The sequence below is a fragment of the Sorangium sp. So ce385 genome (assembly GCF_051474135.1).
In the GTDB taxonomy this organism is placed as follows: Bacteria; Myxococcota_A; Polyangia; order Polyangiales; family Polyangiaceae; genus Sorangium; species Sorangium cellulosum_D.
The window spans coordinates 7,093,564-7,117,696 of sequence record NZ_CP150337.1 but is presented as its reverse complement, the minus strand read 5'-3'; the positions used below and the strand labels follow the sequence as shown (position 1 = coordinate 7,117,696).

The following is a 24,133-nucleotide window of genomic DNA, read 5'->3' as shown; positions in this document are numbered from 1 at the left end:
CGGCCGCGACGCGCGAGATCCGCGCGAGATCGCGGCGCGCGCGCCGCGGCGCCGCGACTGGGATCGTCCCGATGGCGCTCGCGAAGTCACCGGACCAGCGGTACGCTGCAGCGGGTCAGGGTCGCGCAGGGCTCTCCGAGCTCGCCCGCGACGAGGGCCCGCTCTTCCCCATCACGCTCATCGCGCGACGCGTGCGCGATCGTTTCTCGGAAGCCGCGGCGAACGGCGCCGCATGTCCTGAGGAGTTCTCGAACATGGCCGATAACAAGGGCGGCAGCGATCTAGACGTCTTCGAGGGGCTCGCCAAGAAGTCATCGCGCGCCGCGAGCCCCGCGCTCGTGCCCCCCTCGCCGCCGACGCGCCAGCGCACCCTCGTCGGCGCCGCGGTGCCGCCGCCCCCCAACGTTCCTGCGGTGCCGCCGCCCGCTCCTGCGGTGACGCTCCCTGGGGGGATGGCCTCCCCGCTGCCGCCGCCGCCGGTGTCGGCGAAGGGCGCGAGTCCCGGCTCGCTGCCGCCGCCGGTGCCGGTGAAGGGGACGAGCCCCGGCTCGCTGCCGCCGCCGATGCCCCCCTCGGTCAAGCCGGCCTCGCTGCCGCCGCCGGTGTCGGCGAAGGGGACGAGCCCCGGCTCGCTGCCGCCGCCGGTGTCGGCGAAGGGGACGAGCCCCGGCTCGCTGCCGCCGCCGATGCCCCCTTCGGTCAAGCCGGGCTCTCTGCCGCCCGTGGTGCCGCCTCCCTCGCGGCAATCGGCGCTGCCCCCGGTCACCGCCCCGGCCCTGCCGTCGAAGAGCCCGGTGCCGCCGGCGCCGACCAGCGCGCTGCCCCCGGTGGTCCCGCCGCCGGTGCGCGTGCCGTCGGTAAAGCCGCCGCAGAAGGCGGCCGACGAGGGGAAGCCTCAGTCGGGCAAGGGCACCGCGGTCGACATGGACTGGGACGACGACGAGGAGTCGACCCACGTTTACGACCGGCCGGGCAGCGACAGCATGCCCGGGCGGACGACACCGCTGCCGACGGTGAGCTCGCCGGCGCTCCCGAAGGCGGCCGCGGCGCTGCTCGCGAGCTCCGGCGGCGCGGCGCCGGCCGCGAGGACGCGCACCCCGATCCCGACGCCGCCGCCGATCCCGAGCGCCCCGCCGGCGCCGGCGATGCCGCCGGAGATCGGCCACCGCTCGCTGTCGCGCAACGACGAGCCGACGGCGATCCGCCCGCGCCCTGCGACGCAGCAGGGCGCCGGCAAGGCGGGCGTGCTCCTCGGCGGGCTCGCGCTGGTCGCCGTGCTCATCCTGGCCGTGGTCATGCTCGTGCCGAAGAAGGGCGCGCTCACCATCGACCTGAAGGCCCCGGGCGGCACCTCGGTCGCGAGGGCCGAGATCTTCATCGACGGCCAGAAGCGCTGCGACACCGTGCCTTGCGTCGTGCGCGAGCTCGATCCCGGCTCCAAGGTGGTCAAGATCCTCGCCCCCGACTTCCCGCCGCGCGATGCCGTCGAGGTCGTCGAGGGCGGCAAGGAGAAGGTCGTCGTGATCACGCTCGACGGCGCGGCGGCGCATACCTCGACCAACGCGTCGACGGCGACCGGCGTGAAGGCGTCGGGCGCGCAGCCCGGCGTGAAGGTCTTCATCGACGGTGTGGAGAAAGGCACGCTGCCGCTGGAGGTCAGCGTATCTCCGGGGGAGCACAAGATCCGTTTCGACGGCGGCGAGCGCTACGAGCCCGTGGAGCAGACGGTGGAGGTCGGTCAGGGCCAGACGAAGGACCTCGGCACCGTCGCGCTCAAGGTGCTGAAGGGGCAGGTCACGCTCGATCTCGCGACGTCGGGCGCCTCGGTCAAGCTGGTGAGCTCCAAGGGGACGGAGAAGAAGCTGCCGGATTCGGCCTGGAAGAAGCCGCCCGTCAAGGTGGATGTCAATCCGTCGGAGCGCTGGAAGATCGTCGCGACGAAGAGGGGGTATACGGACTTCTCCCAGGCGATCTCGTTCGAGGACGGGCTGGCCGAGAAGACGATCCGGATCGCGCTGGAGGAGGCGAGCAAGCCCGAGCCGGCCGCCGCCGCCCCGGTCGCCGCCGCGCCCGCGCCCGCGTCGGAGCCGGAGCCTGCGCCGGCCGCCCCTGCGCCGAGGTCGGAGGCGCCCGCCGCGGCGCCGAAGGCGGAGGCGCCGGCGGCTGCGCCCGCGCCCGCGGCTGCCGCCGGCAATGCGACCCTGAATATCAACTCGATCCCGGTCTCGAAGGTGGTCCTCGACGGGCGGCCGCTGGGGAGCACGCCCAAGGTCGGCGTCAGCGTCCCCGCGGGGTCGCACACGGTGACCTTCATCCACTCGGAGCTCGGGAAGAAGTCGGTCACCGTCTCGGTGAAGGCCGGCGAGACCAAGACCGCGGCCGTCAGGTTCGACTGACGCGCCGCGGTGGCCCGCGGCGCCCGGCGCACGGGCGGAGCTGCTCGGACCGCCGAGGAGCTACCTCGCGGCGTCGGGCGAGGCCGACGACGCCTCGCGATTCCCCGCGTGAACCCTCCCTGACACGGCCCGTCCCGAACGGCGCTGTCGCGGGGGCGACGCCCGCACCCCGGCGGCGTCGAGGAGCCTCACCGCTCGCCCTCGACCCGCTCGGCCCACGCGCGCCACGTCGTCGCGCACCGCGGCTCCTCGGCGTGCGCGCCGCCCGCGCAGTATGCCGGGTCGCGCGGGGGGCCCAGCACGAGGATCGCCGTCTTGCTGACGAACGGCAGATCGCGCCGCCAGATCTCGCTGAAGCCGTCGAGGCGCCGGCGGTAGGCCTCCGCGGCCTGCTCTCCGAGGAGCACGTCGAGCTGCCCGCGGATCTTCCGCTTCAGCTCCTCGTCGTCCGTGACGGCGAGGGTGCGCTGGAGGAACCGGATCTCTGCCTCGCGCTCGCCGGCGCGCCCGAGGATGCCCGCGCCGCCGAGCGCCTGCCAGCTGATGTTCGCGTCGCCGCCGCCGAGCTCCGCGGCGCGCGCGAGCATCCGGGCCCCGTCGAGGCGCCACTGCGCCTTCTCCGCGGGATCGGTCAGGTACGAGGCCGGCGCGATGAAGGCGACGAACTGGCCGAGCGCGAGCCAGAGCTCGCCGTCCAGGGGGCGGCTCTGGACCCCGCGCTCCATGATCTCGCGCGCCTTGACGACCTCCTCGTGCGGGGTCGTTGTCGTCTGGAACGTGATGAGCGCGTCGGCGAACAGGTACGGCTCGCGAAAGGTCGGGTCGAGCGCGTTGATGGCGTCGAGCAGCAGGGTCAGGTTCTCGAACCTGCGGCGCTCCATGGTGTGCAGCCCCTGCGAGACGAGCACGTGCGACCACAGCAGATCGGCCAGCGCCGAGCGGTAGCCGAGCGAGAGGGTGACCACCTCGTCCGGCGGCGGCAGGACGTACACGTCGGAGGTCTCGGCGACGCGCTTCTCCAGCGCCGCGGCCGGCGCGCGCACGCTCCCGATCGCGACGGCGGCGACGGCCGAGAGCGCGGCCGTGACGAGCGCGTCGCGCGCGCGCGCGACGCGGGAGAGGAGCGGGCGGGGTGGCGAGCCGTCCGCGGACCCGGGCGCCGGACGAGCCCCCATCATTCCACCTCGCGGTCCACGAACATGCCCGGGAGCACGCGGGCCGATTCCCCGGGGATCCGCTCGCCGCGCACCTCGAACGTGGAGAGCGCGCCGTCGCCGTCGAGGTCGCCGTGCGCGGTCGCGATGAAGCGCATGGCCTTCGACGCGTCGAGCTCGCTCGTGAACTGGAAGGCGAACGCGTGCGGCCCCTCGACGCGGAAGTCGAGCGACCGCCACGTGAGGTGCTCCCACGACTCCGGCGGATCGACCGCGCGCACGCCGCGCGGCACCTGCGCCGGGGTCAGCGGGGCGGACGGGGGGAAGCTGATCTCCTGCGGCCGCGACTCGGCGTAGGCGACCGCGCTGGTCACCAGCCGGTCGAGCCCCTCGATCGGCTCGCTCAGCTTGGATGCGCTGAGGTTTCGGAAGAACGCGGGGACGGCGACGGCGAGGACGCTGCCGCCGACCGCGAAGGCCGCGCTGAGCTCCAGCGCGCTCCAGGAGCGCCAGGTCATGGGCTCCTCTCTACCTCACCCCTCCACGATCCAACAAGCGCCACCGACGGCCCTGGCCCGCGTCAGTCCGGGTCGTTTTCCGTGAAGATCGCGGTGCTGGTCACGATCTCGCCGTCGCGCACCTCGCCGATGCGGACCAGCGTGCACGGCCGGCCGTCGCCGTCCAGGTCCGCGCGCGCTCCCGCCTCGAACGCCTCCGCGCTGCTGGGGAGGGGCGCGCCCGTCAGGCCCTCGCTGAGGTAGCCGCTGCCGACCTGGTACGAGTACTGGAAGTAGATGGGTTGCTCGACGGTGAAGCCGAGGCACTGCCAGCCCTCGGTCGTCGAGCCCGACATGAAGTCGACGCCGGGCGCCGCGCTCGGCTGGTACTTCGTCCCCTGGACGTAGGTGAAATCGAGGGGGACCGGCGCAGCCGAGGCGCAGAGGGTGTGGGGGCTCGCCGTGGAGAATCCCGCCGCGGGGAGCACCTGCGAGGCGTCGCGCTCGCGCTCGAACTGGTTGATGGCGCTGCGGGTGATGGCGCCGACGATCTGCTTCGCTTCAGCCGTCCTCGCCGCGGTGAGGTAATTGCGCACCCCGGTGATCGCCAGGGCGGCGAGCACGCCGAGGATGGCCACCACGATCATGAGCTCGACGAGCGTGAATCCGCGCACACGAGACGCATCCGTGTATCGCATGGTACACCCTCATGACCGGTGGCTTCGTTCGGCCCTGGCTGCCCGGCTCATCCGTGAGCCAGGCAGCCAGAAATCAGGTCATTCGTACTCTCTCTCGACGTGGACCTGCGTGGCCACGACGAGCTGCCCGTTGGCGTCCACCTGGCCCAAGCGCGTGAACACGCTGTAAACGGGCGGGGTGTCCCCGTCGAGGTTTCCGACGGCGCCCGCCTCGAAATACGTCCCAGTGACCGCAGGAGGAGTGTCCTGGTTGGGAACACGTGCACCGGCGTAATAGTGGTACTGGAAATAGATCGGCTGGGTCATCGCGAACCTCAGGCACGGCCAGCCCACGGTCTCGCTGCCGAGCTCGAAGTCCTGCCCTGCGGCCGTGTTCGGCTGGTACTTGCCTCCGGACGGAACGGCATCGGGCACCGGGTCGGCGCTCGCGCACAGGCTGTTGGTCGCGGCAGCCGACGTAGCGCCGGCCCCAAGGATCGCGGAAGGCGCCGTCTCGCGCTCGAAGGCGGCGACCGCGCCGCGGGAGATCGCGCCCACGGTGTTCTTGGCCTCCGAGCTCTTCGCGCTCGCGAGGTACCGGCGGACCCCGAAGATCGCCAGCGCGGCGAGGACGCCGATGATGGCGACGACGATCATGAGCTCGACGAGGGTGAAGCCTCTTCTGTCGTATCGCTTCAGTGCACGCATGAGTGTCGATCCTCCGTGATGCTTTCTTTAATTGGATTCCTGGCCGAGACGGACCGTGACGATGCCTGGTGCGGGGCCCGGCCAGCCCGCAGCGCGAAAACCTCTCCCACGGACAGGCGCTCTCGGCGCCGCGCCGTGGCAAACCATCCTCTACTCCGTGTCGTTCTCCCAGTAGATCCCGGACATCGTCGATGTCGTCAGGAGCAAGGCGAGCGTCCCATCCACGTCGCGATCGCCGGCCGCCTGGATGACGTACCAGGGGCCGTTCGGCAAAAACTGCGGATCGCTCAGCGGAGGCCCGGGCAACCCGCTGAATGAGAAGCCCGAGTTGGGGGTCACGGTGAAGTTGGGCTCGGTGCCCGCCTTCGTCGCATACCCGAAGCGGACCGCGCCGTCGGTCGTCACGTTGAGCATCCGCCACCTGTCGCCGTTGGGGGTGTCGCCGCCCCACGCGCGCTTCTGATTGGTGAGCGGCCCATCAGGGTACCAGGTGTTGAGCGAGGTCGAGACATCCAGGTACACGAGCATCTCGGCCTTGTAGGACTCCTGCGCGCCCCGGATCCCCTGAATGACCGCCTTCGGCTCGGCGACGCCCGCCGCGTTCATGTACTTGCGATACCCGACGAGGGCGAGCGCCGCGAGAATACCCACCATCGCAACGACGACGAGGAGCTCGACGAGCGTGAACGCTCGCCTCGCCGCGCTTCGCTGTCGCCGCGTGCTCCGCATGCGCACGGACGTTCCAGCAGGCGACGTGCCAAGGGGGGCGCGGCCCTGCGCCGTCTTCGACTTCCGCGAGAAGCTCATGCGTTTCCTCGGTTTTCCTTGAGAGAGAGGGCGAGCTGCGCGAGGTGTGTGTGGTTGTGTTCGTTTCCCGCGGTGACGAAAACCGTCACTGCGGGGCGCCGGGCGGTGACGATTCTCGTCGGGATCCCCCTTCCAGGTCGTCGTCGCCGTCCGCGTCGGTGGCGAGCGCGTGCTTGGCGAGCCGGTAGCGCAGCGACCGGAACGACACGCCGAGCAGCTTCGCGGCGGCCTTGCGGACGCCGCCGGTGCGCTCGAGCGCCTGGAGGATGAGCCGGCGCTCGACCTCCCCGAGCACCTCGTCGAGCATGCACCCGCCGGGCGGCAGCTGCGCGAGCAGCGGGGCCGGGCTCGCGCTGAGGCCGGCGACGGCGCTCGGGAGGTCGCCGAGGCCGATCGAGGGCCCTCCGGCGAGCGCCACAGCGCGCTCCATCATGTTCTCGAGCTCGCGCACGTTGCCCGGGAAGCCGTAGGCGTCGAGCGCGCGCATCGCGTCCGTCGTGAGGCCGCGGACGTCCTTGCCGAGCTCGGCGGCGAAGCGGCGCAGGAAGCGCTCGGCGAGCCGCGAGACGTCCCCGGGGCGCTCGCGCAGGGGCGGCAGCTCGATGCGGATGACGTTGAGCCGGTAATAGAGGTCCTGCCGGAACCGCCCCTCGCGCACCTCGACCTCCACATCCCGGTTGGTCGCGGCGAGGACCCGGACGTCCACCGCGATCTCCGCGGCGGCGCCGACCGGGCGCACCTTCCGCTCCTGGAGCACGCGGAGGAGCTTCACCTGCAGCGAGGCCGGCAGCTCCCCGACCTCGTCGAGGAGCAGCGTCCCGCCGTCCGCCTCCCGGAACAGCCCGAGCGCGCGCGCGCCGGCGCCCGTGAACGAGCCCTTCTCGTGGCCGAACAGCTCGCTCTCCATGAGCGCCTCCGGCAGCGCTCCGCAGTTGACGACCAGGAACGGCTTCGCGGCGCGGTCGCTCTGCTCGTGGATCGCGCGGGCCACGCGCTCCTTGCCGGTCCCGCTCTCGCCCGTGATCAGCACGGTCGTGCGCGTCGGCGCGATCTTGCCGATGAGCTCGGAGATCCGCTGCATCGCGGGGCTCGTGCCGAGCGGCTCGCGCGACGGCAGGTCGAGCCGCTCGAGCTGCGCGCGCAGCCGCTGGTTCTCGGCGACGATCGAGCTCTTCTCGAGCGCCTTCGCGGCGAGCGCGATGAGCTCCGCGGGCGAGAACGGCTTGGTCACGAAGTCGTACGCGCCGCGGCGCATCGCGTCGAGCGCGCTCTCCACGGTGGAGTGCGCGGTCATCACGATCACCTCGGTCGCGCTGCTCCGCGCCTTCGCGGCCGCGAGCACCTCGATCCCCGAGCCGTCGGGCATCACGAGGTCGGTCAGGATCAGCGGGAACGGCTGCGGGTTCTGGCGGATCGCCTCGAGCGCGGCGCCGGCGCCGGGCGCGAGCGCGACCTCGTAGCCCTGGCGGCGGAAGGCGATGTTGAGCACCTGACGGAGGCCCGGCTCGTCATCGACGACCAGCACCCGGGTGGCGGTCGGCGGGATGCTCGGCGAGATCGACGCCATCACGCCACCACACTACACGACGCTCCGCGCGCGCGTCGACGGCGGCCATCGGGCGCGGCGCGCTGCGTTGACGCGCGCCGTCGCGCGCCCGTCGGCCTTCAGGGGCAGGCGTCGTTGACGACGCCGAGCGGGGTGCGCTCCTCGACGACGAACGACTGCGCCGCGCTCTCCTCGCCTCCGTTGCCCTCCAGCTCCTGCCACACGAGCAGGACGTCGCAGAGCTCCGCCTCGATCTCGAGGTGGTACCGGCCGTTCTTGTCGGTGTCGTCCTCGATCACGCCCCGCTGCGTCCGCTCGTTGAACACGCTGACGCGCGCCCCGGGGGCGCAGTTGCCCGAGATCTGCCACACCCCCTCGCGGTCCGCGGACGGCCGCATCGTGTCGGCCGGCTCGGGCGGGGGGAGGGGCAGCGTCGGGCTCAGGCAGGCCGCACCGGCGAGCAGCGAGATCGCCAGGGCGAAAGCAAGGTGAAGCGCGCGGCGGAGCATCGGCACGGGACGGCTTCATAGCACACCGCGTGCCGCGCCCAGGGCGCCCGTGAGCGCCGCGGCGCCGCGCGATTTTCAGCCGTCGCGCGACGCGCCGCCGGCGGGGCCGTCAATTCTGTTGGCGCTCGCGTCCGTCGGTTTGCAGCACGCGCAGGGCGACGCGCCGCTTCGCCGCCACCGCGCCGAGCTCCGGGGGCACGGGGAGCGCGGCGCCGCGCTGGCCCTCGTCCTCGTCGAGCAGCTCGCCCACGAGGTCGTAGTCGCTCGCCTGGGTGATCCGGACGCGGCACATCTCGCCGGGGCGGACCTCGCCGCCGGACAGGTAGACCTGCCCGTCGATGTCGGGCGCCTGACCGGCGTGGCGGCCCATGAGCACGTACTCGTGCTCGTCGCTCGTCCCCTCGACGAGCACCTCGAGCTCGCGCCCGATCATCGCGGCGCTCTTCTTGTGCGCGATGCGGCGCTGCAGCGTCATGAGGCGGCGGTAGCGGCTCGCGGCCGTGCGCGCGGGGACCTTGCCCTCGAGCGCGTAGCTGCGGCTCGCCTCCTCGTCGGAGTAGCGGAACACCCCGACCCGCTCGAACTCGGCCCAGCGCACGAAATCGCAGAGCTCCTCGAACTCGGCGTCGGTCTCGCCGGGGTGGCCGACGATGAACGCGGTGCGGAACGTGAGGTCGGGCACGCGCTCGCGCAGCGTGGAGACGACCCGCCGGAGCCGGTCGCCACCGTGGCCGCGCCGCATCCTGCGCAGCATCGCGTCCGCGGCGTGCTGGAGCGGCATGTCGACGTAGGGCACGACGCGCGGGTGGCCGGCGAGCAGCTCGATGAGATCGTCGGTCATCGTCTCGGGGTAGAGGTAGAAGAGCCGCACCCAGCGCACGCCGGGCACGTCGGCGACCTTCTGGACGAGCTCCGCGAGCGTCGCGCGCTCGCCGCCCTGCGCGCGGCCCGCGGCGTCGCGGCCGTAGGCGATCGTGTCCTGCGAGATGAGGTTGATCTCGCGGACGCCCGCCGCCGCGAGCTGCTCGACCTCGCGCACCACGTCCGGGATGGGCCGCGAGCGCTGCGCGCCGCGCAGGTCGGGGATCACGCAGAACGAGCAGGTGCGGTTGCAGCCCTCGGCGATCTTGACGTAGGCGCTGCCGCCGGGGGTCGAGAGGGTGCGCGGATCGCCGGCGCGGATGAGCCACTCGGCGGGGTTGCCGACGAGCATCCGCTCCGCGTCGCCCGCGAGCACCTGGCCGAGCTTGAGCATGTCGCTCGAGCCGAGGAAGTGATCGACCTCGGGCATCTCGCGGGCGAGCTCCTCGGGGTGGCGCTGCGAGAGGCAGCCGGCGACCACGAGCCGCTTGCAGCTGCCGTGCTCCTTGTGCTGCGCCATCTCGAAGATGGCGTCGATCGACTCCTTCTTCGCCTCGCCGATGAAGCCGCAGGTGTTGACGACGATCACCTCGGCCTCGGCGGCGTCGTCGACGTGCGCGTAGCCGGCCGCGCGGGCGACGCCGAGCATCACCTCGGAGTCGACGCGGTTCTTGGGGCACCCGAGGCTGACGAAGTGGACCTTGCGCGAGCTCATCTTGCTGCTCCCTCGCCGTCGCCGTCGACGAAGACGACCCGGCCGGCGGCGAGCGTCATCTTGACGCGGCCGGTGAGCTGCTTGCCGAGCAGCGGCGTGTTCTTGCTCTTCGAGCGCAGGCGCGCCGGGTCGAGGACGAAGCTCAGGTTCGGGTCCACGAGGCAGAGCTCGGCGCGGGCGCCGGCCTTGATCGCGGGCGCCTCGAGCCGCGCGATGCGGGCGGGGGCGCGGGTGAGCGCGTCGACGAGCCGCCCGAGGGGGAGGGCGCCCTGGCGCACGAGGTCGAGCAGGACCGGGACGACGAGCTCGAGGCCGATGAGGCCGGGCGACGCCTCGGCGAACTCGCAGTCCTTCTCGAGCGTCGAGTGGGGCGCGTGATCGGTCGCGACCGCGTCGATGGTGCCGTCCGCGAGCGCCTCGCGGAGCGCGTCGACGTCCGCCTGCTCGCGCAGGGGCGGGTTGACCTTGCACGCGGTGTCGTAGCCGAGCACGGCGGCGTCGGTGAGCGTGAGGTGGTGCGGCGTCACCTCGGCGGTCACGGCGATGCCGCGGGCCTTCGCCTCGCGGAGGATGCGGACCGCGCCGAGCGACGAGATGTGCGCCACGTGGTAGCGGGCCCCGGTGGCCTCGGCGAGCAGCACGTCGCGCGCGACGATGATGTCCTCCGCCACGCGGGGCCAGCCCCGGAGGCCGAGGCGCGTCGAGATCGCCCCCTCGTGCATCTGCGCCCCCTCGGTGAGGGCGTGGTCCTCGGCGTGCTGGATGACCGGCATATCGAAGGTCTTCGCGTACTCGAGGGCGCGGCGCATGACCGCGCTCGACGTGACGCAGCGCCCGTCGTCGGAGACCGCCACGGCGCCGGCCTCCTTGAGGTCGGCCATCTCGGTGAGCTCGGCGCCCTTCTGGCCGATCGTGATCGCGCCGATGGGGTGGAGCGCGGGCCCCGAGAGCGCGCGGGCGCGGGCGACCATGGCCTCGGTGATGGAGCGGGTGTCGTTGACGGGCCGCGTGTTGGGCATCGCGCACACGTGCGCGAAGCCGCCGGCGGCCGCGGCGGCCAGCCCGGAGGCGATGTCTTCCTTGTATTCCTGCCCGGGCTCGCGGAGGTGGGCGTGGAGATCGACGAAGGCGGGGAGGAGCAGGAGCCCCTCGCCGGAGACGACCTCGGCCTGGCCGGCGCGGCGCAGATCGTCGGTCGCTGCGCCGCGCCCCACGCGGGTGATGACGCCGTCTTCCACGACGACGTCGACAACGTCGTCGAGCTGATGGGCCGGGTCGACGGCGCGCACGCCGACGAAGAGGAGGAGAGGGGGAGGTGAGCCGATGGCCGCCATGGGAGCGCGCTCCCCTAGCACATGCGCCTCTCGCCGTGCACCGCTGCGGGGTCGGCGAGGGGGGCCGGCGCAGCCGGGGAGACCGGGGCGGGGTGCGGCGGGGCGCGGCGGGGCGATCGAGAGGAGACCACCGCGGCCGAGGACGCCGCTGCGGGTCGGCAGGAGGGAGCCCGCGCGGCCGAGGGCGCAGCTGCGGGGCGCCCGCGCGGCCGAGGTGGCGAAGGGCGGCTGGGCTGCTCGTTGGTGGAGCGGCGGGCGACACGCGCCGGAAGAAAAACGCTCTGGGCGTGATGTGGGGCTTGACGAACCGCGAGGGGGTGAGGTAGTGATGCCGTCCCGCTCGCGAAGCTGGCGGAATTGGCAGACGCGCTGGATTCAGGTTCCAGTGGGGTAACTCCCGTGGAGGTTCAAGTCCTCTGCTTCGCACCAGGCGCTCTTCTTATCCTTGTCTAGCCACTATAGTGGCCCTCTCCTTATTTGCCTTTTGCGGCATCTCCTGCGATCGCAGCGCATCCCGGCCCGGGGGCGCTGCGGCCGCAGCGTCCGGATCGAGCGACGTCAAGCCCGCTGCTGGGCCCGCCCTGAGCGCCTCGACCGAGCCGGCCGTGGCCACGGCGACGGTCGAGGTCGAGCCCCCGCGCGGGTCCGGCGTGCAGGAGTTCGTCCCCTTCGGGACCCTCACCGGGTGCAAGGTCAAGTCGGGCGACGTCGCGACCTACATCCTGCGCGAGGGGATGGGGGTGGCCGGCCGGGCCGACGGCTCGTTCGGCGCCGTGTGGCTCGTGGACCTCAAGGGCGGTGACGCGCAGATCGCGTTCGCCGGCTTCGACAACGACGCTCGGCAGATCGCCCGGGCGCGGGCGATCTCGAACACCCGCGAGGCAGGGCTCCGGATCTTCTCTTCGGGGGAGGCCTGGGCGGTCACGTGGTTCGACGCCGAGGGGCTCGCCTACGCCCGGCCGCGCTGGGAGACGAACCCGCCGACGGAGATCCTGCGCGTCGGCGCGATCGGGAGGGAGGTCAGCGAGAACGTCGCCATCGCGCCGGCTCCGGGCGGCTCCCTGGTGGCTGCGGCCCCCTTCGGGGCGGAGCGCAACCAGCTGGGCGTCTTCCAGTTCGCGCCGGTGGACCCTGCGCAGCCGCAGCTCAAAGCGGTCGGGGTCACGCGCCACACCAAGAAGCCGCGCTGGCCGGCGGTCGCTGCGGACGCGTCCGGCGGCTACCTCGTCGTGTGGCACGAAGAGGACGACGGGAGCGTCCGGGCCTCGCGGTTCGACGCGGCCGGCCGGGAAGGGAATGCCCACATCGTGGCCAAGCCTGAAGGCGGCGACCGCTCGGCCGCCGCGACTCAGGAAACGCCGGACAAGGAGCGGCGGCTCGGGCTCGTGGCCACCAGCAGCGGGGCGCTCGTGGCGTGGAACGAAGGGCCCACCTTGCTCGCCCGAGCGCTGGACGCCGAGGCGCGGCCGCGCGGGGCGCCCTGGGTGCTCGGCAAGGGCAAATGGCGCGCGCTCGCGCCGAGCGGCGACGGGGCGTTCGTGGCGTGGGTCGGCCACGATGGCAAGGCCGACGGGCAGCTCCTGCTCGTGAAGCTGGGCGCCGACGGAGCGCCTTCCGCCCGGGGGATCCGGGTGTCGGATGGGGCGATTCCCGTCAAGGATCCTCCCAGCCTGACCCTCGCCGGCGAGCGCGTGGGCGTCGCATGGACGGAGGCGATGAGCCCCGGTGTGAGCACGAAGCGCGCAGTCTTAAGGGTGCTCGAGCGCGCCTGCGTCCCTTGAGCCCCGGCGCGCCGTGAGGGTGCGTACGGCGAGCGTGGCGCCGACTCTGGCGCTAAGATAAGAGACGTGAGCCACGCATTCGGCCCGAGTCAGCCACCGCCGAACCGCGATGCGAACGAGCCTCTGACGGCGCCCCAGGAGATTCGGGCGGGCGTCCTGCCCCGCGGGGGCGAGCTGCCCGTCGGCGCACCCTCCGGCGACGAGGCGGCGCGCGTCGCGGCCGCGCCCCGAGCGCCGTTGCCGAGCGGCGCCTCGACGCCGCTGCCGGTCATCCACGATCCCTACCTCACCCGGCCGCCCCCGCCGGGGCGACCGCCGCTCTCGACGCTGGCCGTGAGCTCGGTCGTCGCGGCGCTCTTCGGGCCGCTCGGGGCCGTCGCCGCGATCGCCTTCGGCTGGGCGGCCCGCCGCGAGATCGAGCGGGCCCCCGAGGCGCGCAGGGGCCACGGGCTCGCCAGCGTCGGGCTCTCGCTCGGCGTCCTCCTCACGCTCTGCTGGAGCTCGGCGATCGGCTTCGGCGTGTGGATGTGGACGACGCACAGCGGCGGCGAGACCACCGCCGCCCTCGGCGAGGGGGAGGCCTCGCCGGAGCCGGCGAGCACCGCGTCCCCGGCGGCGCCGCTGCCGGACGTGCCTCCTCCGGCGGCGCAGCCCGGCGGCAGCGTCCCTCAGCACACGACGCACCGGCGCATCGGCGGGCTCTCGATCGTCGATATCGGCGTCGACGTCTCCACCCTCAGCGAGGAGCTCGCCAAGCAGCGCGCGGAGGCGCACGCGAAAGGCGAGAAGGTCCTCGTCATGACGACGAGCGATCCGTGCGAGCCGTGCCGCGGCGTCGACCGCGCGCTCGGCGATCCGCTGATGCAGACCGCGCTCCGGAGCGTGCGGCTCGTGCGCGTGGACATCGACGTCTTCAAGGAGGACCTCGATCAGATCAAGATGCCGCGGCGGCTCTACCCCGGCTTCTTCCTGCTCTCGCCGGATCTCACCCCGCAGGACGGGATCAACGGCGGCGAGTGGGACGACGACATCGCGCGCAACATCGCGCCGGTGCTCGGGGCGTTCGTGCGGGGGCAGTACACGACCCGCCGCCAGCCGTGGCACCCGCTGCCCGGCTCGGGCATGCGGCTCTGACCGCGTCGCGCGCGGCGGCCAGCCCCCCGCGCCCCGGACGGGGTAAGCTCGGCGCGTGAAGCGCTTCGTCCAGCTCGCCCTCTTCGCCGTCTGCGTCGCGTTCAGCGTCTCGGCGGCCTACAACGTCTTCTCCGACAACGCCGAGGTCGAGCGGATGGCGGCGCTCGTCGCGTGCGGCGAGGACGGCGGCTCGGGCGCGTCGGAGCCGCGCCGCGCCGGCGAGGGGTGCAGGGCGCAGATGACCCGGCTGGAGCGGACGCCGTTCGGCCAGACATTCGAGTTCACGACGCCGAAGCGCACCGTGGATGTCAGGTGCGAGCGGGCGTTCGTCCTCGCCGGCGCGCACAGCTGCAAGCTCCGGTGATCGGCGCGGCGGCGGCCTCCGGGGAACGAGCGCGCCCCATGACCGGAGCCGCGCGCCGACGATGGGAGCGGATCGCGCGGCGCAGGCCGATCGCGCGGCGCAGGCTGATCGCGCGGCGCAGGCCGATCGCGCGGCGCAGGCCGCGGCCTCTTGCGTGGCGCGCGCCACGCAAGAGGCCGCTCCGCGCGCGGAAGTTACGCTATGGTGGGCGGCCGTGACGAATCGCGCCGCGCGCCCGCCGCTCTCGATCGGTCCCGAGGCCGGGCGCATCGTCGTACGCCTCGCCTGCGCGCTCGCGGCGGCCTCGCTCGGAGCGCCGCCGGCGGCGGCCGCGCAGATGCCCTCGCCGGCGCCGCTCGGCGCGCCCGCGCCGCCCGGCGCCGCGCCGCTGCCGCAGGGCAGCGCGCCGCAGGGCAGCGCGCCGCAGGCCGGCGCGCCGGCCCGCCCCGCGACGCCGCCGTCGCAGGAGTCGGCGGAGAAGCGGAGCCGCATCGAGCAAGCGACCGCGCTGCACGACGAGGCGCAGGGCCTCTACCAGCACGGCGAGTACCGCGCGGCCATCGCGAAGCTGAAGGCCGCGGTGGCGCTCGATCCCGAGGGCAAAGAGCTCATCTACAACCTGGCGGTCATCCACGAGCGGCTGGGCGAGATCGAGCAGGCCGAGCACTACTACCGTCGCTATCTCGAGATGGAGGCGCTCCCGAAGGAGCGTGAGGAGGTCGCGGCGGTCCTCAAGCGGCTGCAGGGCGCGAAGCGGGAGCTCTCCAGCGCGAAGCCGCCGCCGCCTTCGCCCTCCCCGCCCGCGCAGGCCCCGACGGCGCTGCCGTATCTGCCGCGCCTGCCGCGCCGTTCCGGGGCGCCGAACGGCGTGAGGCCGTACGGGGCCTGGCTCTACGTCAGCGGGGGCATCGCTGCGGGGTCCCTCGTGGTCGGCGGCGTGTTCGCCGCCCTCGCCGTGGCGCGGGATCCCGGCTCCGGCGAGCGCACCGGCGGCGGCGTCTCGGTCGCCGATCTGCAGGCCGACGCGAGCGCCGCCCACCAGTGCGCCGTCGCCGCGGACGTCGCCCTGCTGGTCGCCGGGCTCTCCGGCGCGGCGGCGCTCTATCTGTACCTGTCGCCGCGGGCCCCCGCGGCGAGCCCGCGCGCCTCACGCCCGCTCTCGGCCGCCCTCGCGGGCGCCGCGAGCCCGGGCCGCGACGGCGCCCCGCCCTCGCTCGCCGCCCGCGCAGGGGAGGAGGCGGCGCGCGTCAGCGTGTCGCTCGGCGCCGCTGGAGCCCGGCTGGAGGTGCAGTTCTGATGGGCCTCGGCGCCGCGGGGCGGAGGCTCGTCCGCGGGCTCCCGGCGCTCGCGTTGCTCGGCGTCGGGTGCGAGGTCCTCGTCGACGGCAAGCTGGGCACGGTGCTCTGCTCGGAGGAGGGCGCGATCGGACCCCCGGCGTGCCCCGAGGGCGCCCTTTGCAGCGACGGCGTCTGCGTCGACACGCAGATCGAGCGCGCGCTGGGCGCCCCTTGCGACGACCACGACGGCTGCGGAACGCACGATTTCTGCCTCGATCCCAGGCGGTTCGGCGGCAAGGGGCCGAGCGTCTGCGCGCGCGCGTGCTGCAGCTCGAGCGATTGCGATCCCGTCCGGGACGCGGTCTGCTGGATCCCCGACGGCGGCGGGAGCGGCGTCTGTCGCATCGGCCGGGACGTCGACCGGCCCGAGGTGGGGGCGCGCCTCTCGGGCGCGGCCTGCGCCTCGCCCGGCGAGTGCCGCTCGGGCATCTGTGACGAGGGCGTCTGCGTCGACACCTGCTGCTCGGACACCAACTGCGCGACGAACGGGGCGGCGTGCCGGCTCACGACGAACCTCGTCGCGGCCGGTTCGGCCTGGGCGTGCCAGCGCGTCGGCCCCGGCCGTGGCGGCTACCTCGAGCCGTGCATGGGGGACGCGGACTGCTCCTCCGGCCTCTGCGCCGATGTCGACGGGGCCCCCCGCTGCACGATCCCGTGCTGCTCCTCGGACATGTGCCCGGCCGCGCCCGACGACGCGATGCATAACGTGGGCTGCGCCGAGGTCGTGACCGGCGACGGCTCGACCGTCCGCGCGTGCGCGGCGCTGCTGCGCGAGGACAGCATCGCCGCCGTCGGCGTCGCGTGCGACACGAACGAGGAGTGCCGGAGCGGCATGTGCGTCAGGCATCCTGAACAAACGCAGCGATTCTGTAGCGACGTCTGTTGCAGCGAGGCGTCCTGCGGCGATGTCTCGCTGTTCGGCTGTCGCCCTCCTGCTGCGGGTCCGTCGTGGGCCTTGCGATGTGGGCCCAAGTGACGGACGATCACCCCCATCGCGGTGGTAGCTCCTACAGCTGACGGCCAGCTCCCCTCCAGCGCACCCGGATCGCCCGGCGAGCCCAGCCGGACGGCCTTGATTTGCCCGCGGTGCCACCACCTCGCGCCGGTCGCTCTGGACGCGAGGAGCTCGTCCAGCCTGCTCCCGCCCCCCGCCGGCGATCGCGCCTCCCAGACCGGTCCGTCCGCCAGGCTGCCGCGCTGCCCCCACGACGGGCTGGCCCTCGTGAGCCGCGAGGCGCTCGCCGAGGCCGAGGGGGATCCGTTCCTGGGGATCACGATCGCGGATCGGTTCGTGGTCGTGGGCAAGCTCGGCGCCGGGTCGATGGGCACGGTGTACCGGGCGCGCCAGGAGGCGATGGGCCGCGACGTGGCCATCAAGATCCTCCGCTCGGACCGGGCCTTCGACGCGCAGGCCAAGGCCCGCTTCACGCGCGAGGCGCGCGCGATGAGCCTCCTCCGGTCGCCGCACACGGTGACCGTCTTCGATTTCGGCGAGATCGTGGACGACGCGACGGACGCCGCCTTCGGCCGCGGCCGCTCCGCGGAGCAGGGCTCGCCCGGCGAGGGGCCGATGTGGAGCAACGGCTCGCTCTACCTCGCGATGGAGCTGCTGGAGGGCGAATCGCTCGGACAGCGGCTCAAGCGGCTCCGGCGCCTGCGCGTCGGCGACGCCGCCCGCTTCGCCCGGCACGCGCTCCTGTCGCTGGCCGAGGCGCACGACAAGGGGATCATCCACCGGGACCTCAAGCCGGACAACCTGTTCCTGGCGAGGCCCCCCGCGGGCGAGCACGAGGAGATCTGCAAGGTGCTCGACTTCGGCATCGCGAAGGTGATGACCGGAGCCGAGCGGCCGGTCGACGCCCTCGAGACCCAGGCGGGTACGGTGTTCGGAACGCCGCGCTACATGTCTCCGGAACAGGCGCAAGGCAAGCCCCTCGACGCGCGGAGCGACCTCTACTCGCTCGGCGTGCTGCTCTATCAGATGCTCGTCGGGCGGCCGCCGTTCATCGACGACGACGCGGTCGTCGTGATGGCGAGGCACATCAAGTCGTCGCCGGCGCCGGCGCTCGAGGCGGCGCCGGACGCCGGGATCCCGCCGTCGCTCTCCGAGCTCCTGCAGCGCGCCCTGGCCAAGCGGCCCGAGGAGCGGCCGCGGAGCGCGCAGGAGTTCATCGCGGAGCTCGATCGCGCCATGGACGAGGCGAGGCCGAGCCTGAGCCGCGAGCGCCCCGCCCCGGCGCAGCCGGCCGAGGTCGGCGCGACCAGCGAGCTGCTCGCGGTCGTGGGCGACGGCGCGGACGCCTCGCTGCCGCCGAGCACGTCGCGCCCCGCGCCGCGGAAGCTCACCTCGCGCGTCGCCGTGGGGACGGTCGCCCTCTCCTTGATCGTGACGGTGCTCGCCGTGCGCGAGCTCCGCCGCCCCGCCGACGGCGGCGTGAGCAGGCTAGAGAAGCGGGTGGCGCTGGAAGCCAGGGCGCTCGCGGGCGCGCTCGCACGCCCGGCCCCGCCTCCCGCCGCGCCGCCCACCGCGCCGCCCGCCGCGGCGGCGCCGCCGCCGGCCCCCGCGCCGCTCCCCGCGGCCGCCGCCAGCGCGGCGCACGAGCCCGCGGGCGCTCCCTCGGCGCCGGCGCCGAAGCGCAGGCCGCAGCAGTCGCGCAAGCCGTATGTGAAATTCGACTGATGACGGCACGCGCGCGGCGCACACCGCGCGCGCCGACGCGGACGCCGGAAACCGCTCGTCGACGTGGGCCCGCGGGCGCGAGAAGCAGCGGTGACCTTTGGGCGGATGGGGCCGAGAGTCGCTGTACGAGCCGGAGGCTAACGTGTAACTTCGCCGCGCACCGATGGATCCCCGGGAGATGGAAACGCTCATCCAGCGCCTCGTCACGAATCCGCATGACGGGGAGGCCCTGGCGTATGCGCACCGAGCCGGGGAGCAGGACCCGCGCTCGTACGCCATGCTGCTCGAGCGCGTCGGCAGCTCCACCGCGGATCCATCGTATGCAGCGCACTGGCTGAGCGAGGCGGCGAACGTGTGGTCGACCACGATCGGCGACGCGCACCACGCCGCGCGGACGCTCATGATCGCCATCGACAAGGACCCGACGCAGCGGACGGCGGCCGAGCGGCTGGCGCAGCTCTACCGCGACAAGGGCGATCAGAAGGCGCTCGTCGCGCTGCTGGAGCGGCTCGTGAAGGCGCTCACGCCGCTGCTCTTCGAGCGGCCCGAGGTGCGCGCGCAGCTCTCGACGCTCCACGAGGAGCTCGGCCGGCTGTGGGGCGAGCCGCCGCTGTCCCGGCCGGAGCGCGCCCTGGAGAACTGGCGCCGCCTCGCGGACCTCGATCCGCACAACGTCTACGCGATCTACGCCGCGCGCGAGCTCTTGAAGGCCCAGCAGCAGTACGCCGAGGCGATCCCGTACTTCGCGATGGAGCAGGCGCTCATCGACGACCCGGAGCGGCGGCTCGCCCTGCTGCGCGACGAGGCCGACATCCGGCGCCGCGCGGGCGACCTCGCGGGCTCCGCGGCGGCGCTGCGGAACGCGCGCGCGTTCGTGCCGCACGACGTGGGGCTGATCCAGGCGCTCGGCGTCGCCATCGTGGAGCGCATCGAGGCCGGCGAGCCGGTGCCGCAGCCGGAGCGCGACGAGGCGGCGGAACTCTTCGTCGCGCTCGCGGAGACGTACGACGGGGAGTACGGCTACTCGTACTCGGTCTACGCGCTCCGCGCGCTGCCGGGCCACGACCGCGCGATGCAGCTCGCCGATCACTACGGGAAGCAGCTGGGCCGCACCGCCGAGCTCCGCCCGCGCTACCTCGCCTACCTTCAGGTGAACCCGAACGGGTTCATGGCGGCCGAGGCCCGCAAGCGGGCGTCCGTGCTGCCGCCCCCGCCGCGGCTGCCGTCGATGCCCCCGGGGATCCCGGCTCCGGCGCGGGCGCCCTCGGCGCCGCCCGCCTCGGCCGCGGCTCCCGGGCGGACGCCCTCGGGTCCGCCGGTGCCCCCCTCCAGCGTGCCTTCGCCGCTGTCGGCCGCGGGCGCGGCGGAGCTGGTCCAGCCGGCGGTGGCCGCGTTCGCGCCGGCGGCCGCGACCCCGGACGCGCCGGGGTCGCTGCGGAGCGCTGCCGCGCCCGGCCCCGCGCCGGCGCCTCTCTCGCCCGACGCCTCCGCCGCGCCGGAGCCGCCGCCGCTCGCGGGCGACGAGCCGACCCAGCCCCGAAAGCCGCTGCCGCTCGCCAGGCTGCGCGAGGTGCTCAAGGCCGATCCCGCCAACCTGGACGCGCTGACGCAGCTCGAGGAGCACCTCCGCCAGAAGCGCATGTTCGCCGAGCTACGCGACGTCCTGCTCGCGGCGGCGCGCGTCCCCACGGCGCCCGTCGAGCGCAGGAAGGCGCAGCTGCGCGACGTCGCGGGGCTGTGCGAGGCGCAGCTGCGCGACGTCGACACGGCGGTCCAGGCCTTCCGGCTGCTCTCCGAGCTCGATCCCGGCGACGCGCAGGCCCAGGCCGAGCTGCGGCGGCTGCTCGAGCGGAGCTCCCGCTGGGACGACCTCGCCGCGCTGCTCGAGCTGGAGGCCGCGGCGACCCCGGACGTCGCGCAGAAGATCGAGATCGAGAAGAAGCTCGTCTCGCTCCACGAGCAGAAGCGCCGCGACCCCATCGCGGCCGCGGAGGCGTGGGCCCGCGTCGCGAGCCTGTCGCCCGAGGACGGCACGGCGGTCCAGTCCGCGGTCAAGCTCTTCGAGCGGGGCGAGCGGTTCGATCTCGCCGCGCGCGTCCTCGCCGACGCGGCCTCCCGGTTCCAGGACAAGCTCACCCGCGGGCCGCTCCTCCAGAAGCTCGGCGAGCTCCGGAGCCGGCTCGACGAGCCGGGCGCCGCGGGCGACGCCTACAGCCAGGCGGCCGAGCTCCTGCGGCAGCCGAAGCTGTGGGAGCTCGCGGAGAAGGCGTACGTCGCGGCGGGCCGGCTCGTCGAGGCGGCGAGGGCGGTCTGCGAGCGCGCGCTGCTCGCGGACCGCAAGGCGCGCCCGGCGCTGTTCGTCCAGGCCGCGGAGCTGCTCCTCAGCGCCGGCGACGTCGAGGGCGCGCTCGACCGGGTCGAGCGCGCGATCGAGATCGACCCGGTGAGCGACGCCTCGGCCCCCGCGATCGAGGACCTCTACCGGCGCACGAACCGCCTGCCCGAGCTCGTGCGGTTCCTCCTTGGCCGGGCCGAGCTGCTCGGCGACCGGGCGGCGCGCGTCGCGGCCCGGCGGGCCGCCGCGGCGGCGCAGCGCGAGCTCGGCGATCGCGACGGGGAGCGCGCGACGCTCGCGCTCCTGCTCTCCGACGGCGAGGACGCCGAGGCGCTCGCGCGGCTCGCCGACGACGCCGGCGAGCGCGGCGACGTCCAGCTCGGCGCCGAGCTCCTCCACCGGCTCGGCGCGCTCACGGACAGCGAGCCCGGCAAGATCTCGCTCGCCCTGCGCGAGGCGCGCATGCTCGCGGAGGGATCCGGCGACCTCGAGGCGGCGATCGCGCGCTACGAGATGGTCGTCACGGACCTCGATCCGCAGAACCGGATCGCGCTCCGGGGGATCGCCGAGCTGGAGGAGCGGCGCGGCAACCTGCGCGGCGTCGCCGGCGCGCTCGAGCGCGAGCTCGCGTTCGTCGACGGCACCGATCGGCTCGACATCGCGCAGCGGCTCGCCGCGCTGTACGAGGGCCCGCTCGACGATCCGCACGGCGCCGTCCGGGCGCTCGAGGTGGTCCACGCCGCCGAGCCGGACGACCTCGACGCGATCGCGCGGCTGCAGCGGCTCGCCGAGCGCCTGAACGACTGGCCGAAGGTCGCGCGCCTCCTCGCGGCGCTGATCGAGGTCGAGGGCGACGAGGACGAGGCGTCGAAGATGACCCGCCGCCTCGCCGAGATCCTGGACCAGACGCTCGGCAGGAGCGACGAGGCGATCTCCCTCCTGGAGCGCCTCGCCGATCAGGGCGACGAGCCGAGCCGGGAGGCGTACGTCGCGCTCGGCGACCGGCTCGGGTGGAAGGGGCTCGTGGCGACGAAGCTGGTCGCCTGGAACGAGTCGATCGCGCGCGCGGGGCGCGATCTCGCCCTGCGCGGCGCCTTCGACAGGTTCGTGGAGGTGGGGTACCACCGCGACGCCGCGCGCGTGGGGGTGGAGCTCGCGCGGTCGCGCACCGCCGACGCCGTCCTCGCGGAGCGGCTCGAGGCGATCGCGGTGGGGCTCCGGGATCGCGAGGCCCTCGCCGTCGCGCACGAGCTCCGCGCCAGGGATCTCTCGGGGACCGCCCGCGCGGCCGAGCTCGTGCGGCAGGCGGAGGTCCGGGTCGCCGTGGGCGCCGATCCGCTGGAGTCGATCCACCACGGCGAGGGCGCGCTGGCGAGCGTGCCCACCGCCGAGGTCGAGCCGCTGCTCCAGCGGCTCGCGGCCCTGGCCGAGGCCCCGAGCCTCATCATCGATCTCTTCGAGCGCCAGGTGGGCCGGTGCCGCACGCCGGCCGATCGCCTCGCGGCGCTCGTCCGCGCCGCCCAGATCGCCTGCGAGCGCGGCGCCATCGATCGGGCGAGGAGCTTCTTCGAGCTGGCCCTCGGCGGCGGCGTCCAGGAGGAGATGATCGCCACGCTCGAGCAGGTGGCGCGGGACGACGACGCGCGGTCGCAGTCGACCGCGCTGCGCACGATCCTCGCCGACGCGCTCGCCGCCGGCGGTCAGGGCTCGCGCGACGGCGGCCGCACCCGGGCGGCGCTGCTGCGCCGCGCGGCCACGATCGCCTACCAGGACCTCGGCGACGTCGACCGCGCGTTCGGCTGGCTCGGCGACGCCGTGCTCGCGCACGTCGACGACGCGTCGCTCGACGCGCTCGAGGCGCTCGGCCGCGCGGTGGGCGATCTGCCCCGCGTGGGCGCGACGCTGAACCGCGCGCTGGACGAGGTGTTCGACGGCCCGCTCGTGCGCAAGCTGCTCCAGCGGCGGGCCAGGCTGCGCCGCGACGTGCTCGGCGACCGGCCGGGCGCCGCGGTGGATCTGAAGAAGCTCCACGACCTGTCGCCCTCGGACCAGGACGTGATGAACGAGCTGTCCGGCCTGCTGCAGGAGCTCGGCGATCACCGCGGCATGATCCAGCTGTACGAGGACCAGATCCTCCGCGGCCGCGATCCCGCGCAGCGGGCGGAGCTCGCGCGGAAGGTGGCGCGCCTCTGGGAGGAGGAGCTCGGCGAGGGGCGGGAGGCGGCGGACGCCTGGCGCCGGGTCCTCCGCATGAAGGCGGGCGATCCGGAGGCGACGGCGGGCCTCGAGCGGGCGAAGACCGGCAAGCTCAAGCGCACCCCCCCGCCGCCCGTGCTGCCGACCCGGCCGCCGGGCCTGCCCCTGACCGAGCCGCCGCTCGCGCCCCGGGTGCCGGCCCTCGACGTTCCCGGCGCGGAGATCGTCGCTGCCGCGGCGATCAGCAACGGCTACGCGGGCGGCGAGGTGCACGCCGGCGCCGAGGCGCTGGAGGGCGCGCCGGCGCCGCAGGCCGAGGCGTACGGCGCCGCGTCGCTCGCGGCGGCCGAGGGCGACGCGAGCCGCGGCGCCGCCGACGCGGCGCCGCCGGAGGGGCAGGAGCTTCCGCCGGAGGGCGCCGGCTACGTTGCGCCGCCCGCGCCCGCTGACGCGCCCGCGTTCGCTGCGCCGGGGTCGGATCTCGACGGCTACGCGGCGGCGCCGGGCTACGGCGGCGACGACGCGGCGCCGCCGGCGTACGGTGGCGAGTACGCGGCGCCGCCGGCGTACGGCGGCGAGTACGCGGCGCCGCCGCCGGCGTACGGCGGTGAGTACGCGGCGCCGCCGCCGGCGTACGGCAGCGAGTACGCGGCGCCGCCGCCGGCGTACGGCAGCGAGTACGCGGCGCCGCCGCCGGCGTACGGCGGTGAGTACGCGGCGCCGCCGCCGGCGTACGGCGGCGAGTACGCGGCGGCGCCCGGCTACGGCGGCGACGACGCTGCGCCGCCGCCGGCCTACGGCGGCGACGACGCTGCGCCGCCGCCGTACGGCGGCATCGGCGACGGCGGAGAGGCCTACTACGGAGATCCCGCGCAGGCGCCCGCGTCCGCAGACCCCGGGTCCGCTGCTCCCGCGTCCGCGGCCCCTGCGCCGCCGCCGGTGTCCGCAGCCCCGCCGCTGCCGGCAGCGGCGGCCGGGGCCGCGCTCCGGCCGTCGGTCAACCCGCCCGCGCCGCCGCCCCTGCCTGCGTCCCACGACATCGATATCGACGAGGACGCGGAAGACGTGGAGTTCCTCGACGACGACGCCGGCGCTCCGTAGC

The 24,133-nt window shown here is 74.4% G+C and carries 17 protein-coding genes and 1 tRNA gene; 9 read left to right on the top strand and 9 right to left on the bottom strand.

Annotated features, from left to right (window positions below; all coding sequences use genetic code 11):
- The first annotated feature begins 71 nt into the window (after positions 1 to 71).
- Positions 72 to 2,396: a PEGA domain-containing protein gene (locus WME83_RS25785; protein ID WP_437321941.1), complete on the top strand. Its 2,325-nt coding sequence runs from the start codon at positions 72 to 74 to the stop codon at positions 2,394 to 2,396.
- A gap of 188 nt (positions 2,397 to 2,584) precedes the next feature.
- Here WME83_RS25785 and WME83_RS25780 read toward each other — a convergent pair whose 3' ends face one another.
- The 9 genes from WME83_RS25780 to WME83_RS25740 all read right to left on the bottom strand — a co-directional run bounded on the left by WME83_RS25780 (position 2,585) and on the right by WME83_RS25740 (position 11,204).
- The gene (locus WME83_RS25780) at positions 2,585 to 3,574 is read right to left on the bottom strand and encodes a hypothetical protein (protein ID WP_437321940.1); all 990 of its coding nucleotides are present in this window, start codon (positions 3,572 to 3,574) and stop codon (positions 2,585 to 2,587) included.
- The gene (locus WME83_RS25775; RefSeq protein WP_437321939.1) at positions 3,571 to 4,068 is read right to left on the bottom strand and encodes a hypothetical protein; all 498 of its coding nucleotides are present in this window, start codon (positions 4,066 to 4,068) and stop codon (positions 3,571 to 3,573) included. The genes WME83_RS25780 and WME83_RS25775 overlap by 4 nt, the downstream gene beginning before the upstream one ends.
- Positions 4,069 to 4,130: 62 nt before the next feature.
- Entirely contained in the window at positions 4,131 to 4,721 is a 591-nt protein-coding gene (locus WME83_RS25770; RefSeq protein ID WP_437321938.1) for a pilin, read from the bottom strand.
- A gap of 102 nt (positions 4,722 to 4,823) precedes the next feature.
- Positions 4,824 to 5,432 (bottom strand): type IV pilin protein, encoded by a 609-nt coding sequence (locus tag WME83_RS25765; RefSeq protein ID WP_437321937.1) that lies wholly within the window; start codon positions 5,430 to 5,432, stop codon positions 4,824 to 4,826.
- Positions 5,433 to 5,582: 150 nt separating this feature from the next.
- Complete coding sequence (locus WME83_RS25760; RefSeq protein WP_437321936.1) at positions 5,583 to 6,239, bottom strand: type IV pilin protein; 657 nt, start codon at positions 6,237 to 6,239, stop codon at positions 5,583 to 5,585.
- 85 nt (positions 6,240 to 6,324) lie between these two features.
- The gene (locus WME83_RS25755; RefSeq protein ID WP_437321935.1) at positions 6,325 to 7,806 is read right to left on the bottom strand and encodes a sigma-54-dependent transcriptional regulator; all 1,482 of its coding nucleotides are present in this window, start codon (positions 7,804 to 7,806) and stop codon (positions 6,325 to 6,327) included.
- A gap of 98 nt (positions 7,807 to 7,904) precedes the next feature.
- Positions 7,905 to 8,294 (bottom strand): hypothetical protein, encoded by a 390-nt coding sequence (locus WME83_RS25750; RefSeq protein ID WP_437322043.1) that lies wholly within the window; start codon positions 8,292 to 8,294, stop codon positions 7,905 to 7,907.
- 109 nt (positions 8,295 to 8,403) lie between these two features.
- Positions 8,404 to 9,870: a 30S ribosomal protein S12 methylthiotransferase RimO gene (gene rimO, locus WME83_RS25745; RefSeq protein WP_437321934.1), complete on the bottom strand. Its 1,467-nt coding sequence runs from the start codon at positions 9,868 to 9,870 to the stop codon at positions 8,404 to 8,406.
- The gene (locus WME83_RS25740) at positions 9,867 to 11,204 is read right to left on the bottom strand and encodes a dihydroorotase (RefSeq protein WP_437321933.1); all 1,338 of its coding nucleotides are present in this window, start codon (positions 11,202 to 11,204) and stop codon (positions 9,867 to 9,869) included. Before WME83_RS25740 ends, rimO begins: the two co-directional genes overlap by 4 nt.
- 342 nt (positions 11,205 to 11,546) lie before the next feature.
- Between WME83_RS25740 and WME83_RS25735 the strand changes: the two genes are divergently transcribed.
- From WME83_RS25735 to WME83_RS25700, 8 genes are all read left to right on the top strand, one after another.
- Positions 11,547 to 11,633, top strand: a tRNA-Leu gene (locus WME83_RS25735).
- A gap of 176 nt (positions 11,634 to 11,809) precedes the next feature.
- Complete coding sequence (locus tag WME83_RS25730; RefSeq protein ID WP_437321932.1) at positions 11,810 to 12,985, top strand: hypothetical protein; 1,176 nt, start codon at positions 11,810 to 11,812, stop codon at positions 12,983 to 12,985.
- Positions 12,986 to 13,051: 66 nt separating this feature from the next.
- Positions 13,052 to 14,119 carry a DUF4190 domain-containing protein gene (locus WME83_RS25725; RefSeq protein WP_437321931.1) on the top strand — a complete coding sequence of 356 codons (1,068 nt, stop codon included), beginning with the start codon at positions 13,052 to 13,054 and terminating at the stop codon, positions 14,117 to 14,119.
- A 55-nt stretch (positions 14,120 to 14,174) separates the two neighbouring features.
- Positions 14,175 to 14,483 (top strand): hypothetical protein, encoded by a 309-nt coding sequence (locus WME83_RS25720; RefSeq protein WP_437321930.1) that lies wholly within the window; start codon positions 14,175 to 14,177, stop codon positions 14,481 to 14,483.
- A gap of 214 nt (positions 14,484 to 14,697) precedes the next feature.
- Complete coding sequence (locus WME83_RS25715) at positions 14,698 to 15,780, top strand: tetratricopeptide repeat protein (RefSeq protein ID WP_437321929.1); 1,083 nt, start codon at positions 14,698 to 14,700, stop codon at positions 15,778 to 15,780.
- Positions 15,780 to 16,796 carry a hypothetical protein gene (locus WME83_RS25710; RefSeq protein WP_437321928.1) on the top strand — a complete coding sequence of 339 codons (1,017 nt, stop codon included), beginning with the start codon at positions 15,780 to 15,782 and terminating at the stop codon, positions 16,794 to 16,796. The genes WME83_RS25715 and WME83_RS25710 overlap by 1 nt, the downstream gene beginning before the upstream one ends.
- Positions 16,797 to 16,892: 96 nt before the next feature.
- The gene (locus WME83_RS25705; protein ID WP_437321927.1) at positions 16,893 to 18,500 is read left to right on the top strand and encodes a serine/threonine-protein kinase; all 1,608 of its coding nucleotides are present in this window, start codon (positions 16,893 to 16,895) and stop codon (positions 18,498 to 18,500) included.
- A gap of 178 nt (positions 18,501 to 18,678) precedes the next feature.
- The gene (locus tag WME83_RS25700; RefSeq protein WP_437321926.1) at positions 18,679 to 24,132 is read left to right on the top strand and encodes a hypothetical protein; all 5,454 of its coding nucleotides are present in this window, start codon (positions 18,679 to 18,681) and stop codon (positions 24,130 to 24,132) included.
- The last annotated feature ends 1 nt before the right edge of the window (position 24,133 follow it).